The organism is Umezawaea endophytica (assembly GCF_025061645.1).
Taxonomy (GTDB): domain Bacteria; phylum Actinomycetota; class Actinomycetes; order Mycobacteriales; family Pseudonocardiaceae; genus Umezawaea; species Umezawaea endophytica.
In genome coordinates this window covers 57,941-73,040 of the sequence record NZ_JANYMP010000013.1, presented here as the reverse complement: position 1 = coordinate 73,040, position 15,100 = coordinate 57,941, and the positions used below count along the sequence as shown (strand labels likewise).

Below are 15,100 nucleotides of genomic sequence, written 5' to 3'. Positions count from 1 at the left end.
TGGGGGGGCGGGGGGGCCCCCCCCCCCCGCCCACCAGCGGTGACGTGTCAGGCGTCGAGGACGTCACGGAGTTCCCACATGCGGCGCCAGGTGCGGGAGCCCGACTCGGCTCGGCGGCGGACGGCGCCGTCCCAGTAGCCGAGCAGCCTCGCGGCGTCGCCGGGGTCGTCCTTGCGGACGACGCCCAGCAGGTGGCCCGGCAGCAGGGAGAGCGGGTCGCGGTCGCCGGGGAAGTAGGTGCTCGCCAACCCGAGCGACGTGGCGACCGAGACCGCCTCGGCGGTGCTCATGACGGTCGACGGGCGCTCCACGGCCCAGCCCTCCTCCGAGACGCCGTTGCGGAGGTCGCGGAACGCGGTGACGAGCGCCTCCAGGACCACGTCGTCCACCGCGAACGGGGCCTTGACCCGGTCCAGCGCCGCACTGGCCTGCCTGCGGACCAGGGCGATCTCGGCGCTGAGGTCGCCGATCGGGCCGACCGCCTCGAAGTTGAAGCGCCGCTTGAGGGCGGCGGACATCTCCGAGACACCGCGGTCGCGGAGGTTCGCCGTCGCGATCACGGTGAAGCCGGGCGAGGCGTGCACGGTGGCGTCCGCGGTGCCGGACAGCTCCGGCACGGCGATCCGCCGGTCCGACAGGATCGACACCAGCGCGTCCTGGACCTCCGGCAGGCAGCGGGTGACCTCCTCCACCCGCACGACCCCGCCGGTGCGCATCGCGGTCAGCACGGGCGACGGGACCAGCGCTCGCGGACTGGGCCCCTCGGCCAGCAGCAGCGCGTAGTTCCAGCCGTACCGCAACTGGTCCTCGGTCGTGCCCGCCGTGCCCTGCACGACCAACTGGCTGCTGCCGCACACGGCGGCGGCCAGCAGTTCCGAGAGCATCGACTTCGCGGTGCCGGGCTCGCCGACGAGCAGCAGGCCGCGTTCACCCGCGAGCGTCACGACGGCCCGCTCCACGAGCGCGCGCTCCCCGACGAACTTCGCGCTGATCACCATGCGCGACGGCACGCCGTCCACCGTGACGCCCTTGGGCAGCGCCAACGGGTCGCCGCTGCCGACGATGTACGTGACGACGGCGCGCGGGGTGAGCCGCCAGCCGGGCGGCCGGGGACCGTCGTCGTACGCGGCGAGGAACGCCAGTTCGGCGTGGTGGGCGTCCTCGGCCGGTTCTACCTGCCTGGGGGCGACGGCGGTCACCTGCGTCCTCCGGTCTTGAGCTCTTCGTAGGCGGGGGCGTCGCCGTCGAGCACGCGCTGCCACGCGCGGGCGAACAGGGCGGCGACGGGTTCGCGGGGCGCGATCAGCCCGTTGGGGTGGTTCGTGGTGAAGCCGAACATCGGCGACTTCCACGACTCGACCGGCAGGTGCGGCGAGCCGAGCGGCAGCCACCCGCCGGGCAGGAACAGCGAGCGCCCGGCCCTGGCGCGCTTCGCCGTCAGCACCAGGTCGGTCGCCCCGAGCGCGGCGCGGGCCTTCTTCAGCCTGGCGGGCTTCCACCCGGTCCACCGCGCCACGTTCGAGTCCGTCGGGTCGGGCAGCGCCAGCAGTTGCAGGTACAGCGCCGCCGCGTCCTCGTCCAGGCCGAACCTCGCCGCCGCCTCCGCCACCAGGTGGGGCACCGACACCGTCGGGTCCTGGAAGTACGTCGACGGGTCGACGCCATCGGGCGCGGTCGCGGAGCACGCCGCGGTGAGGCCCTCGTCCGCCAGCAGGCGGAGGGACTGGAACACGTTGTGCGCGTACGTCAGCTCCACCAGCGCCGCCAGCAGTTCGCCGTCCGCCGCGCCGAGCAGGCCGGGCCTCACGACGACCCGGCAGTACTGGTCCGACACGCCGATCACGGTCAGCCACGGGCGGTGGTGCAGGACCTGACCCGCGTCAGGCATCTCGACGCCGATCAGCGAGCCCACGTCGGTCCGCGACAGCCAGCTACCCATCTCCAGGGCGAACGTCGGGTTCGCGACCCGCTGCCGGGCCAGGTCCAGCGCCTCCGGCAGCCGGGCCCGCAGCGGCGAGCCCGCGGGGAGCCGCTGGGCCAGCCACAGCAGCACCTGCGGCACGGCCACGAGGGTCGCCCCGGTGAACCCGTCGGTGTGCTGGGTCTGGAGGGCCGTGCCGTCCAGCCGCATGTCGGCGTCCGTCGTGAGCCACGTGGTGCTCTCGGGGTTGACGACACCGGTCACGAACTCGGCCGACTGCGACAGCGGCAGCAGCTTCGCGGCGTCGACCAGCACGTCGTCCGGCACGGGCGAGCGGACGCCGTGCGCGGCGATCCACACCGCCGCGACGGCCTCCACGGCCGGGCCGGTTGTCCACAGGTCGGCCGGGTCGTCCGGCACGGCGGCGGCGATCAGCCGGAGGCGGTAGGCGCCGCCCAGCCGCCGGAGCCGTTCCTTGGCGGCCTTCGCGCCGGTCGCCGACAGGTCGAGCGACCGCCGCTCGGCCGTGCTGAGGTAGTTCGAGTCCCACCGGTCGACGCCGGGCAGCCCCGCCAGCAGCACCGTCGCCTCCGCGCTGCCCAGACCGGTGCGCTCGACCAGCGCGGGCACCGCCTCGGGGAACCACGGCGCGGGCCCGCGCTCGGCGAGCACCTCCAGGAACCGGGTGATCCGCTCGGTGTCGAACGGCGAGCGCACCTCCTCCGACGTCTCCAGCAACCAGCCGTCCGGCAGGGCGAACTTGCCCGGCGTCCGGCTGAACTGGACACCGTCGAACAGGTTGTGCTGGGAGTGCCGCCAGTTCTCCTCGAACACGGCGATGAACCCGTCGCTCACCGGCACCACGCGGTGCAGCGGCTTGGCGGAGCCGTTCGGCACGACCACGCCGACGGTGCGCCACTGGCCCGTGCCGTCGGCGAGGCCGCTCTCGGCGAGCGACCGGAGCAGCAGCACCAGCGCGGTGCGGTGCTCCTCCGGCACGAGCGGCGACGCCGCGCGGTGGGCCAGCGCGCCGAGGTGCGGCAGGTGGTCGAACCAGTCCGGGGTGGACGACTCGGGCAGCGCGCGACCCGCGGGCTTCGACTCGGCCGCGACGCCCGCGAGCGCGGAGACCAGCTCCGGCAGCGCGGTCGCCTTGGCGCCGTGGTTGTTGCCGGACCGGTACCCGCCGAACCAGCCGAGCGCGGAGTTCAGGTCCTCCTCCGTCACCACGGGACCGGTCGGGGCCAGCGCGGCGAGGTCGACGGTCTTCGCCGCCGCGGCGACCTCGCCGAAGCTCCGGAACGTGTGGAGCTGCTTGGCGGCCCGGCGGACCACGTCCAGGACGCCCGCGATCAGACCGGGGTGGGTGAGACCGGGCAGCGCCTTGACGACGGCGCGCGCGAGGTCGTCGCGCTCCCCGCGCAGCAGCGACGAGAGCCTGCCGCGCAGCGAGCGCTCCTTGTGGTCCTCGCGGCCCAGCTCGGCCAGCGCGACGGCGAGCACGTCGTCCACGGCACGGCGGGTGATCCCGCGCAGCGCCGTCGACCCGGCCTCGTCGCGGACCTTGAACGAGTGCCACCAGGCCGCGGGGACCAGGAACGGGGTGCCCGCCGCGTACGGCGCGTGCGACTCCCTGGTGTTCAGGTTGCCCAGCAGCAGGCCGGTGTCGTCCCTCAGGTCGACGCTCCGGTACGACTCGGAGAACACGAGCCGCCCGCCGCCCGGCAGGCCGATGATGCCCTGGGGGTAGCCGGTCAACTTGGGCAGCCGGACCCGGCGGCCGTCGATCCCCTCGCCGAGCGCGGAGCCGTCGGCCTCCACGCGCATCCGCCAGCCGTGCAGGCCGTTGGCCGCGCCGAGCGGGCTGGACTCGGTGCCCGCGGCCGCGGGACGCAGGTCGCAGGTCTGCAGCGCGAGCTTGGTGCCGTCCTCGGTGAACTCCTCCAGGAAGCGCGGCAGGCTGGCGCGGCCCAGTTCGCCGGTGGCCGGGTCGACCTCGTGCCACCACCACTTCTGGTTCTGCCGGGCCCCGGTCCACACCGTCACGCCGTCGCCGAACGCCTTCACCGGGTTCGGGATCTGCGTGTCGCCGCGGTGCACGGCCCGCTGCCCGCTGAACCGGGCGCCGTCCGGCAGCGCGATCGACGGGGCGTCGACGTCGTTGTTGTAGTACCCGCGGTACTCGCTCGTGGGGGCGAAGATCCGCTCCGGGGCGTCGCTCCAGTACGCCCGCTCACCCTCGGACGTCCGCCAGCGCACCAGGAGCACGCCGTCGAACCACGACGCGACGGGAGTGGACGACCAGGTGACCTTCGTGTCGGCGGGGACGCGCGAGACGTGCTCGGCGAGGATCCCGTCCGGGCCGACCACGATGAACGTGCCGCCGCGGCTGAGCACGAGCGCGGGCCAGCCCTCGCCGCACACGGTGATGCCGTCGTCCTTGTTGCCCGCGGAGGACAGCTTGGCGTAGGCCTCCTCCAGCGCGGGCCAGCCGATCTCGTCGAACAGGCCGGTGCGCAGCGTGGTGTGCAGCGCGGCGGCGACGTCGGTGGCGGCGATCGTCTCGGCCGCCTCCGGCACGTCCGCGAACGCCTCGGGCAGCCGCACCACGGACAGCGCTTCGAGCGTGTGCGCCAGGCCGGGCAGACCGGTGGCGGCGATCTTGGCGGCGCTACCGGCGACCCAGTGGCGCAGCGCCGTCCGCAGACCGGGCACGGCGAGCACGCCCAGCAGCACCTCGGTGTCGGCCACGCCGTGCCGGGCGCTGGAGCGGAGGTGGGCGACGACCCCGCCGCCGAGGCCGGGGCAGAACGCCTCGGACGCGGCGAGCGCCGTCAGGTCGCGGCGGCCGGGGAGGTCGTCGGACAGCCAGCCGGAGACGTCGTACTGCTGGTCGTCGCGGTCGGGCGCGCCCAACGGGACGTCGTGGGCGGCGAGCAGGTCCAGCACGTCGAGTTCGCCCTGCCGCCAGCCGCGCAGCGCCGCGACGGGCACGGCGTCCGCGGCGAGCCTGCCCGCCATCGCCTCCACCAGGTCCAGCAGCACGGTCGACCGGCCGACGGAACGCCACTCCGAGGCGCGGACCGCGAGCACCGACGACAGCCACTGGGCGGGCACGGTCGGGACCTCGCCAGCGGGCCCGGTCAGACCGCTGGTGGCGCCGCAGGCCTCCAGGATGCCGAACCAGGTGTCCAGCGCGCTCGCGGAGGCGGGCACGAACGTCAGCAGCAGGTGGCGGATCTCGGTGTCGCGCTTCGCCAGCGAGATCAACGCGTCGCGGTAGGACTTCCAGAACCCGACGCCCGCGCGGTTGACCGCGGAGCTGTCCAGGATGGCGCGCAGCAGCCGCTCGTCCTCGGCGGCGACGTCGAGCTTCGCCACCTTCGCCAGCCGCCGCAGGTCCTCCGGCATGCCGGTGTACGGCGGCAGGCCGCCTCGGGTGCGCTCGACGCACAGGGTCAGGAACAGCTCGTACGCGGAGCCGCCGTCGTGCTTGCGCGCCAACCCCTTGGCGTGCGCCGACAGGGCCTTCGCGGTCAGCGCCCCGGCGAACGCGAACTCCAGGAACACGTCACGGGTGCGCTCCGGGTCGACCTTGAGGTCGTGCACCTCCTCCGCTTCCCTCGCCTTGCCGAACATGCTCGCCGCGTACGTCGGGTTGCCGTGCTCCAGGAAGATCCGGCCCGCCTGCTCGTAGAACGTCGGCAGGAAGTGCGGCGCGGAACGGCCGAGCATCACGCCCAGGCTGGTGAAGCCGTCCTTCGCGGCACCGGCGCGCGACCGGGCGGTGCGGGCCAGGCGCTCGACGTCCTTCACCAGGTTGAGCGCGTGGTGGGCGTTGGCCGGGTCGTTCACCAGCGCCCACGCCGGGAAGCCGAGCGCGCTGCGTCTGCCCGTGCCCACCTCCGCGGTGCGCACGGGAGCGCCGAACCCGAGGTACTCGCTGGTCAGGTCTTCGGCGCGGCCGAGCACGGCGGGCACCAGCCGCACGACCACGCGGTCGCCGAGACCGGGGTGCGTGTAGTGCCGGGCGGTGATGGTGTCGCGGTCTTCCCCCGCGGCCCGGGTGCCGGGCAGGACGGCCCCGGCGGCGATCAGTGCCTTGCTCATGGTGCTACCACCGCTTCCTCGACGACGCGGCCGGCGTGGATCGCCGAGGCCATGCGCATTCCCTCGGACCACGCGACCGGTCCGACGTCGGACAGGGGGACGGTGGTTCCGTTCTCCAGCGTCCAGCGCAGTTCACCGGTCCACGTCTCGCCCTCGGGGTAGTCCGAGCCGATCCAGTAGCGGGCCTCCACGACCCGCCCGTCCTCGAACGCGGAGTACACCGCGTCACCGCCGCGCACCGGGTAGCCGAGCGTGCGGCACCGGCCGAGCGCGTGGTTGAGCTGCTCGAACTTGCCGCCCGAGTAGTCGTCGACCGAGTTCTTGGTCGCCGGGAGCGCCTCCGGCCGGGCGAACGTCTGGCGGAAGAGCTGCTGCGCCTTCTGCTCGACGCCCAGCTCCGCGCCGAACTCGCGCAGCTCCTCCAGGTCCTCCAGCAGCACCGGGTGCGGAATCGACACCACCTCGGGCTTCATCCGCACGGTGTCGCCGTCGAGGGTGACGACGCCGAGGCCCTTCTCCGCGTCGACATCGCGCAGGAACCCGGTTTCGCCGTCCGCCGTGACCACGAGGTCACGCAGAGCGGCGGCCCACGCGGCGTCGGCCCACACCTCGGTGAGCAACGTCGTGGGCACGGGCAGTGAGCGGACCATCCATCCGTCCACGGCGGACAGGCACTCTGCCTCGTGGCGTGTCAGCCACTCGGCGAGTTGGCGCAACTGCACCACCTGCGGATCGTCCTTGATGGACGCGGGCGTCGAGGAGAGCAGCTTGCCCTTGCCGTTGCGGCACTGGACTTTGCCGTTCTCCGCGAGCCGCACCTGGTACCCGGACGCGGCGTCGAGCCAGCCCACGGTTCCTCCTGCGAATCGGTTTTCTAGGTGACGAGCCGGAGGGTAACCACGAGCACCGACAATTTTCGCCGCTCGCGTTCTTCGCAACCTCCGCGTGATCCCGGAGCGGGTTTCGGAAACGCTGTATCTGCCGCCGCCGGGGGCTCTCATAGCAGCGTGAGGGGCACGCGAGGTTATGTCCACAGTGGACTGACAAGGAGATGGGGATGGCTGTGCTCGTCCTGGGTCGGCCTTCGGTCCGGGCGGGTGGCGGCGTGCTCCGCCCGGCCCGGCGCATGGCGCGCGTGCTGCTGGGGATGATGGCGCTGCGCCCGAACCGGCGGCTGCCCGTCGAGTGGATCATCGACGGGCTGTGGCCGGACCACCCGCCCGCGTCCGCCGCGGCGAACGTGCGGTCCCACGTCGCCGCGCTGCGCAGGCTCCTGCCGTCCGCGGCCGGGCCGGGCATCGAGACGCTGGAAGACGGATACGCGCTGGTCACCGGCCGTACCGGCGTCGACGCGCTGTGGTTCGAGCACCTCGTGCGCGAGGGTCGCCACCGACGCGGGAGCGGTGAGGACGTCGACGCGGCGCGCCTGCTCGCCGAGGCGCTGAGGCTGTGGCGCGGCGACCTGATGGAGGGGGTGTCGGTCCCTGCGGCCCTCCAGTCGCGGGCGATCGTGCTGGACGACCTGCGGATGTGCGCGACGGAGGAACTGGTCGACGTCCGGCTCGCGCTCGGGCACCAGCACCACCTCGTCCCGGTGCTCAAGGGGCTCGTGGTCGAGCACCCGCTGCGGGAGCGGCTGTGGCACCAGTTGCTGCTCGCGCTCGTCGCGACCGGCCGTCGGAGCGAGGCGCTGGACGCCTACCGGCAGCTCTCCCTGGTGCTCGACGTCGAGCTGGGGGTCCGGCCGAGCCCGGCGACGGCGGAGCTGCTCGACCCGATCCGGCACACGGGCGCGGACGGCTGAGGTCTGTATGCGCCGGTGTATGCGCCGCGTGCCTACCCTCCCGTCTCCCACGAGGAAAGGAGAACCGAATGACCGCCACAGCCCTGCTCGAAGCCGAGGAGACCGTCGCCCGCTGGAGGGCCGGTCTCGACGACAGCCCGGCGGGTCCGCTGTTCGCGAGCGGTGAGTTCGCCGAAGGCGACATCGTCGCCTGCAACCCGCCCGGCAGCCGTTGTTCGGCGTGCACGGCGTCACGCCCGGTCGTCTGCTGCTGACCACCCGTGATGACCACCGTCGAGGTCGGCGCGCTCGACCGAACCCTGGAAGGCCTCATCGGCCCCGCGCTGGACCGACTGGCCGACAGCCTGGCCGGGATCGCCGACCTCGACGGCGCGGAGGCGGTCGTGCTCGTCGAGGCCACCCGCGCGGTCGTGCTGGACGCCGTGCGGCGCAAGGTGAACCGGCTGCTCGTCCTGGAGCTGAACGCCGCCCGCGTCACCGGGCGGCTCACCGCGCCCGACCCGGCCGGGCGGTGGGAGGAGTTCGTCCGCACCGCGTCCGGGCCCGCGTTCTGGACCGGCCTGACCGAGCACTACCCGACGCTGCTCGACCGGCTGCGGGTCGTCGTCGACAACCGGTGCGCCGCGGCGCTAGCGCTCGCCGTCCGGTTCGCCGCGGACCGCGACGACCTCCGCGACCTCGTCGGCGGGGACGTCGGCGAGCTGCTGGCAGTCGACATCGGCGCCGGTGACAGCCACCGCGGCGGCCACACGGTCGCGCTGCTGCGGTGCGCGGGCGGGACCGTGGTCCACAAGCCCCGGCCGATGGAGGTCGACGCCGAGCTGGCGGCGCTGCTGGAGGTGCTGACGGCCGGGGACCGGACCCCGATCCGAGTGCCGAGGGCCCTGGTCCGCGACTCCTACGGCTGGGCGGAGCACGTCGCCCACCGGTACTGCGCGGACGAGGGCGAGCTGACCGCGTTCTACCGCGGTCTCGGCCACTGGCTCGCGGTGATGAGGCTGGTGTCGGGCACCGACCTGCACGCGGAGAACATCATCGCCTGCGGCCCGGTCCCGGTGGTCGTGGACTGCGAGAGCGTGTTCACGCCGCTGCCGCCGCACCCGCCGACCGGCGCGGGCGAGGCCACCGACCTGGTCGCCGAGCAGTTGACCGGCACCGTGCTGCGGACCGGGCTGCTGCCCGGACGGGGCGCGGGCCTCGGCTGGCGGGGCGTGGACGGGTCGGCCATGGGGATGCTGCCCGACCAGCAGCCCGACGTCGGGCTGCCCGAGCTGGTGGGCGCGGGCACCGACGAGGCGCGGATCGAGATCGTGCCGCAGCAGCTCCGGCCGACGCAGAACCTTCCTGCTGAGAGCCCCCAGCTCGGGCGGCACTGGGGCGGAGTGCTCGCCGGCTTCGACGAGATGGCCTCGCGGATCTCCGCGCTGGACCACGCGGGCGAGTTGGAGCCGCTGCTCGCGGGGTTCGCGCACTGCGTGGTCCGGGTCGTCGTCCGCGACTCCGAGTCCTACACCGAGCTCGCCAGGATGCTGTGGCACCCGGTGGGCCTGCACGACCACGTCGCGGCCGAGCGCAAGGCCGTGGCGCTGCTGGCCAGGCACTCGATGAACACCAGGGGCCCCGCCGAGGCGGCCGTGCACGCCGCCGAGGTCGCCGACCTGCTCGACGGTGACATCCCGGTCTTCACCACGACCCCCGCCGAGGGCTGGCTGCACACCCCCGCGGGCACGGTGTGCGGGCCGCGGGTCGACCAGGTCGCGGCGGCGCTGCGGCGGTGGCGCGAGGCCGACTTCGGCCTGGAACGCCGGGTCACGCGGGCCGCCCTGGTCAGCGCGTACCTGAACCAGGGCACCGAACCCGACCTCGGCCGGATGACCCTGCCGCGGCCGGACCCGTCGAAGCTGGACGAGCGGCGCCGGGCGCTGGCCGCGAACCTCGTCCGCGAGGTGCGGGCCGAGTCGGTGCGCGGCCGGGACGGCACGGTCACGTGGTTCGCGCCGGTCCTGGACCGCGACGGCTGGCAGACCACGCCCCTCACCCCGGACCTGTACGGCGGCACGCTCGGCGTCGCCGTGCTGCTGGCGGGGTACCTGCACGAGGTCGCGGCGGGCCGGGCCGACACCGTCGACGGCGTCGCGGACGTGCTCGACGGGACGCTGTGGACGGCCCGCCTCACCCAGCGGTGGTGGGCGGAGCAGGCCACCCACACCCGTCGCCGCCCCGATCCGGCCGGTGGGTACATCGGGCTGGGCTCGCAGGTGTGGTGCTGGCTGACGCTGGACCGCCTCGGCGTGGACTCCCTGGACGACGCCCTGTTCCTGGCCGACCAGCTCCCCGCCGCGATCGACGCGAGCGAGGGTCCCGACCTCGTCGTCGGCCACGCGGGCGCGATCGTGCCGCTGCTCCTGCTGGCCGAGCGCACCGGTGACGACCGCTGGACGGACCTCGCCGTGCGGGTCGGCGACAAGCTGGTCGCCGACGCGCTGCGGCCCGCGCCAGGCCAGGCCTCCTGGTCGGTGGCGAACTGGTCGGGAGGGATCGGCGGCTTCGCGCACGGGTCCACCGGCATCGGCTGGGCGCTCGCCCGGCTCGCCGTCGCCACCGGCGAGCACAGGTTCGCCGTGCTGTCCGACGCGGCGGCCGCGTTCGAGGAGACCTGGTACGACGCCGACCGCGAGGGCTGGCGCGACCCCCGTGAGCCGACGTCGCTGGTGGCCGCGTGGTGCCACGGCGCGGTCGGCGTCGGGCTGGCCGCGGCCGACCTGCTGGCCAGGGACCGCCCGTCGGCCGCCGACCGGCACGCCGACGTGCTGCGCCGGGCCGTGGCGAGCGCGCCGCGCGACGGGTTCGGCTGGACGCACACCCTGTGCCACGGCGACCTGGGGGTGTGGGAGCTGCTCACCACCTCGGCGTGCCGGGAATCGGGCGCGGCTCCCGGCCACGACCGGGAGAGCCTGGACGCGGTGGTGCTCGGCGGGGTCGAGGAGCACGGCGTGACGACCGGGCTGGCGCGCGAGGTGTACTCGCCGAGCCTGATGTCCGGTTCCGGCGGTGTGGCCTACCAGTTGCTCCGCATGCACCCCGAGTGCGACCTGCCGTCGGTGCTGCTGCTCGGTGGGGCGGACTCGTGACCGCCGAGCCCGATCCGCGCGACGACGCGCTGGAGACCCCGCACTGGCAGCTCGACGGCGGCCCGCCCGACGCACCGCGGCACGTGGTCCGCAGGCTTCCCGCGGTCACCTGGCCGGTGGTGCGGATGATCCGGGACGCGGCGCCGGGGCCCGCGGCGGTGATCGCGGTGATGCAGGTGTGCTCCGGCCTGGCGGCGGCGTTCGGGCTGTTCGCCACGGCCGGGGTGCTGACGGAGCTGCTGGCCGCCGGGCCCACCGCGGACCGGGTGGTGGCGGCGCTGCCGTCGCTGCTGCTCGTCGGCTCGGCGTACGCGGTGCGCGGGGCGATGGACATCGGGGTGGCGCACGCGCACGCCCGGATCACGCCCGCCGTGCGCCGACTGGCCGAGGAACGGCTGTACGCGGCCAGCCTCGGCGCCGACCTGGCGGCGTTCGACGACGCCGGGTTCTACGACCGCCTGCACCGCGCCCGCGACCGGGGGCTGTTCTTCCTGGAGCGGGCTACGGACAACCTGGTCGAGCTGACGGGGTCGGTGTTCGGCATCGCCGCGGCGGTCGGCAGCCTCGGCGTGCTGCACCCGGTCCTGCTGCCGGTGCTGCTGCTGGCCGTGCTGCCCGACGGCTGGGCGGTGCAGCGGGCGGCCCTGCTGGCGTACACGAGCATGGCGCGGGCCGTGGTGCTGGACCGGCGGGTGCAGATGGTGTCGCAGCTCGCGACCGAACGGGAGTCCGCCGCCGAGATCCGGGCGTGCCAGGCCGAGCCGTTCGTGCTGCGGGAGTACCGGGTCGTCGCGGATCCGTTGCGGGACGAGGACGTCCGCCGCGGCGTGGCGCAGGCGCGGGTGCGCGGGATCGGCCGGGCGCTGGCGGGCGCGGGGCTCGCCGCCACGTACGTCGTGCTCGGGCTGCTGGTGCACGCCTCGTGGGTGCCGCTCGCCGTCGCGGGCACGGCGGTGATCTCCATCCGGGCCGCGACCACGGCGCTGAACCGGTTCGTCCTCGCGGCGAACCAGTTGGTGGAGCAGGGTTTGTACGTCGGCGACTACCTGGCGTTCCTGGAGTCGGCCGCCGTGCCGCCGCGGGCGGAGGGGGTCGTCGACGAGCCGCGCCGGGTGCAGCTCGACGCGGTCGCCTTCAGCTACCCCGAGAGCCCGGACACCCGACCGGCGGTCCACGACGTGTCGCTGACCGTGGAACGCGGCCAGACCATCGCGCTGGTGGGGGAGAACGGCTCCGGCAAGACCACCCTCGCCAAGCTCATCGCGGGCCTGTACGAGCCGACGTCCGGCCGGGTCCGCTGGGACGGCCGCGACGTGCGCCTGCTGGACCGGGCCGGGGTGGCCGAGCGGGTGATGATGGTGTTCCAGGACCCGATCCGGTGGCCGCACACGGCCCGCGCCAACGTCCGCGTCGGCAGGCACGACCGCGTCGACCCGGCCGGGACGGCGCTGGGCGGTGCCGCGCTCCAGGCGGGTGCCGACGAAGTCGTCGACCGGCTCCCGGACGGGTGGGACACGGTGCTGTCCAAGCAGTTCCGCGGTGGGCAGGAGCTGTCCGGCGGGCAGTGGCAGCGGCTGGCCGTCGCCCGCGGGCTCTACCGGGACGCGCCGCTGCTGATCTGGGACGAGCCGACCGCTCCGCTGGACGCCAAGGCCGAGTTCGCCGTCTACGAGTCGCTGCGGGCGCTGGCCGAGGACCGGACGGTCGTGCTGATCACCCACCGGCTGGCCAGCGTGCGCCACGCCGACCGCATCTTCCTGCTGCACGAGGGGGAACTCGTCGAACAGGGCACGCACGCCGAGCTGATGGCGCTCGGCGGCCGGTACGCGGAACTCCACGACCTCCAGGCCAGGATGTACGCCGATGCTTGAGCTGGTTGGCCCGGAGGACCGGCGGTACTCGTTGTCGCGCAACCAGTTCATCGGCCGCCCGGTCGAGGTCCTGCCCCGCGCGGTCGCCCGCTGCGCCGACGCGGACGACGTGGTCGAGGCGCTGGCGACGGCCCGGCGCAACGGCTGGCCGTTCGCGGTGCGCGGCGGCGGCCACAGCAACGCCTGCCACTCCAGCACCGAGGGGCTGGTGCTGGACCTCTCGCCCGCCGACTCCATCGCGGTGCACCGCAGGCGGGTCACGGTCGGCGCGGGTGTCCGGATTGGACGGTTGGCCGCCCGGCTGGCGTCGACGCGGCGCCTGGTGCCCGGCGGTTCCTGCCCGTCGGTCGGCCTGGTCGGGTCGGCGCTCGGCGGCGGGTTCGGCAGCCACGGCCGGGCGCACGGCCTGACCTGCGACCGGCTCGTGGCCGCGGAGGTCGTGCTGGCGAACGGCCGGGTGGTCGTCGCGGACGCCGACCGCGAGCCCGACCTGTTCTGGGCGCTGCGCGGCGCGGGCGGCGGGAACTTCGGCGTGGTCACGAAGGCCACCTTCGCGACCGTGCCCGCGGTGGCGCGCACCCACGTCCGGCTGGCCTGGCCGTGGCGGGACGCGCCCGAGCTGATCCGCCGCTGGCTGGGCTGGGCGCCGTTCGCGGAGGACGAGGTGTCGCTGGAGCTGGTGCTGCTCGTCCCGGACCACCCGGACGGCGAGGCGGAGGTCTTCCTGGTCGGCGCGGCCCCCGTGGACGCGCTCCGGGAGTTCCTCGACGGGGTCGCCGAACCCCGGCTGGTGGAGGTCGAGCACCTGAGCGCCGCGGAGGCGGTGCTGCTCCAGGCGACCCCGGCCTCGGCCGTCGCCCACGACGCGGTCGACCTCCCGCTCGTGCACGACCGGCCCGGCATGTGCACGGCCAAGACCGGCTTCTTCGACCGCGCGCTGCCGGACGACGCCGTGCACGGGCTGCTGGCCAACCTCGTCGCGGGCCGCACACCCGGCGAACTCCGCGAGGTCGCCTTCACCCCGTGGCGCGGCGCGTACGGCCGAGTTTCCCCGCACGCCACCGCTTTCCCGCACCGGGACGCGACCTACCTGGTCAAGCACACCGTCCTCGTGGGACCGGTCGGCGCGGCCCGGCGGGGGCGGGAGGCGGAGGACTGGCTCGCCCGGAGCTGGGCGGTCGTCCACCCGTGGGGCACCGGCGGCGCCTACGCGAACTTCCCCGACCCCGCGCTCGGCGACTGGATGTCCGCCTACTACGGCGGCAACGCCGATCGGCTGCGCGCGGTCAAGGTCGCCTACGACCCGGAGAACTTCTTCCGGTTCGCCCAGTCCGTGCCGCCCGACGTCCTGGTCGACGTCAGCGCGTCGTCCCGAACGCGCGGCGGGCGTGGGTGAGCAGCGCGCGCAGGGCCGGGCCGGGGGAGTCGCGCCACACCAGGCAGAGCAGGGCGTGCGCGGTGACGTCGGCGATCGGGAGGGCCGTCAGGCGGTCGCGGTAGTGCGCGGCCATCGACTCGCTGAGCACGGCGACGCCGAGGCCGCGGGCGGCGAGGTCGGCGATGGCGTCGGGGGCGCTCGCCCGCAGGCCGATGACGGGGTGCAGGTCCTGCGCGGCGCACGCCTGGTCGAACACCGTGCGCAGGCCGGTGCCCGGCGGCATGCACACGAGCGGGTGGGCGCACAGGTCGCGCAGGGCGACCCGGCGGCGGGCCGTCAGCGGGTGGTCCGGGGGCACGGCGGCGACCAGGCGCTCGCTGATGATCGTCACGGCTTCGAGGCCCGGCGGCGCGGTCGTGGCCGTGCCGACCAGCGCGAGGTCGGTCGAGCCGTCGCGCAGGGCCTGGACCAGCCGGTCGGAGTTGTCCTCCAGCAGCGACACCTCCACGCCGGGGTGGGCGCGGTGGAACGAGGCGAGCGCGTCGAACAGCGGCGTGACGGTGCAGCCGATGACCATGCCGACGGTGAGCCTGCCCCTGATCAGGTCGGTCACCTCGCCCACCGCCTGGCTGACCGCGTTCGCGGAGGCCAGCGCCGCTCGGGCGTGGTCGAGCGCGGCCTTGCCCGCGACGGTGAGGGTCGCGGTGCGGGAGGACCGGTCGAACAGCTCCGCGCCGAGTTCCCGTTCGAGCTGCCGGATCTGGGCGCTCACACCGGACTGGCTGATGTGCACGCGTTCGGCGGCCCTGGTGAAGTTGCGCTCCTCGGCGACCGCGACGAAGTACTCGAGCTGCCTCAGGTCCATGAACGCAGATACTAGTTCCC

General features: G+C 74.6%; 9 protein-coding genes. 5 read left to right on the top strand and 4 right to left on the bottom strand.

The genetic code is table 11. The annotated features are described in order from the left end of the window. Positions 1–47: 47 nt before the first annotated feature. From NZH93_RS25880 to NZH93_RS25870, 3 genes are read right to left on the bottom strand one after another with little or no spacing between them, the layout of a single operon-like run. Positions 48–1,199, bottom strand: coding sequence for an ATP-binding protein (locus NZH93_RS25880; RefSeq protein WP_259625795.1), 1,152 nt, complete (start codon positions 1,197–1,199; stop codon positions 48–50). After that, a complete protein-coding gene (locus NZH93_RS25875) occupies positions 1,196–6,031 on the bottom strand; it encodes a hypothetical protein (RefSeq protein ID WP_259625794.1) in 4,836 nt (1,611 codons plus the stop codon). The genes NZH93_RS25880 and NZH93_RS25875 overlap by 4 nt, the downstream gene beginning before the upstream one ends. After that, entirely contained in the window at positions 6,028–6,882 is an 855-nt protein-coding gene (locus NZH93_RS25870; protein WP_259625793.1) for a DUF4132 domain-containing protein, read from the bottom strand. Before NZH93_RS25870 ends, NZH93_RS25875 begins: the two co-directional genes overlap by 4 nt. A 206-nt stretch (positions 6,883–7,088) precedes the next feature. Here NZH93_RS25870 and NZH93_RS25865 point away from each other — a divergent pair, with 206 nt between their 5' ends. From NZH93_RS25865 to NZH93_RS25845, 5 genes are all read left to right on the top strand, one after another. Next, a complete protein-coding gene (locus tag NZH93_RS25865) occupies positions 7,089–7,835 on the top strand; it encodes an AfsR/SARP family transcriptional regulator (RefSeq protein ID WP_259625792.1) in 747 nt (248 codons plus the stop codon). 68 nt (positions 7,836–7,903) lie between these two features. Next, positions 7,904–8,089, top strand: coding sequence for a DUF6229 family protein (locus tag NZH93_RS25860; protein ID WP_259625791.1), 186 nt, complete (start codon positions 7,904–7,906; stop codon positions 8,087–8,089). Between the two features lie 9 nt (positions 8,090–8,098). Continuing rightward, positions 8,099–10,966: a type 2 lanthipeptide synthetase LanM family protein gene (locus NZH93_RS25855; protein WP_259625790.1), complete on the top strand. Its 2,868-nt coding sequence runs from the start codon at positions 8,099–8,101 to the stop codon at positions 10,964–10,966. Next, positions 10,963–12,837 carry an ABC transporter ATP-binding protein gene (locus NZH93_RS25850; protein WP_259625789.1) on the top strand — a complete coding sequence of 625 codons (1,875 nt, stop codon included), beginning with the start codon at positions 10,963–10,965 and terminating at the stop codon, positions 12,835–12,837. The genes NZH93_RS25855 and NZH93_RS25850 overlap by 4 nt, the downstream gene beginning before the upstream one ends. Continuing rightward, positions 12,830–14,233: an FAD-binding oxidoreductase gene (locus NZH93_RS25845; protein ID WP_259625788.1), complete on the top strand. Its 1,404-nt coding sequence runs from the start codon at positions 12,830–12,832 to the stop codon at positions 14,231–14,233. Before NZH93_RS25850 ends, NZH93_RS25845 begins: the two co-directional genes overlap by 8 nt. Here the strand turns inward: NZH93_RS25845 and NZH93_RS25840 are convergent. After that, positions 14,196–15,080, bottom strand: a complete 885-nt coding sequence (locus tag NZH93_RS25840) for a LysR family transcriptional regulator (protein ID WP_259625787.1) — start codon at positions 15,078–15,080, stop codon at positions 14,196–14,198. The two genes, NZH93_RS25845 and NZH93_RS25840, sit on opposite strands and share 38 nt — an antisense overlap. Positions 15,081–15,100 lie beyond the last annotated feature (20 nt).

Bases quoted from the DNA above. Each gene is read 5' to 3' on its own strand.
- NZH93_RS25875 (WP_259625794.1), bottom strand. From the start codon at position 6,031: ATGAGCAAGGCACTGATCGCCGCCGGGGCCGTCCTGCCCGGCACCCGG.
- NZH93_RS25865 (WP_259625792.1), top strand. From the start codon at position 7,089: ATGGCTGTGCTCGTCCTGGGTCGGCCTTCGGTCCGGGCGGGTGGCGGC.
- NZH93_RS25860 (WP_259625791.1), top strand. From the start codon at position 7,904: ATGACCGCCACAGCCCTGCTCGAAGCCGAGGAGACCGTCGCCCGCTGG.
- NZH93_RS25855 (WP_259625790.1), top strand. From the start codon at position 8,099: ATGACCACCGTCGAGGTCGGCGCGCTCGACCGAACCCTGGAAGGCCTC.
- NZH93_RS25845 (WP_259625788.1), top strand. From the start codon at position 12,830: ATGCTTGAGCTGGTTGGCCCGGAGGACCGGCGGTACTCGTTGTCGCGC.
- NZH93_RS25840 (WP_259625787.1), bottom strand. From the start codon at position 15,080: ATGGACCTGAGGCAGCTCGAGTACTTCGTCGCGGTCGCCGAGGAGCGC.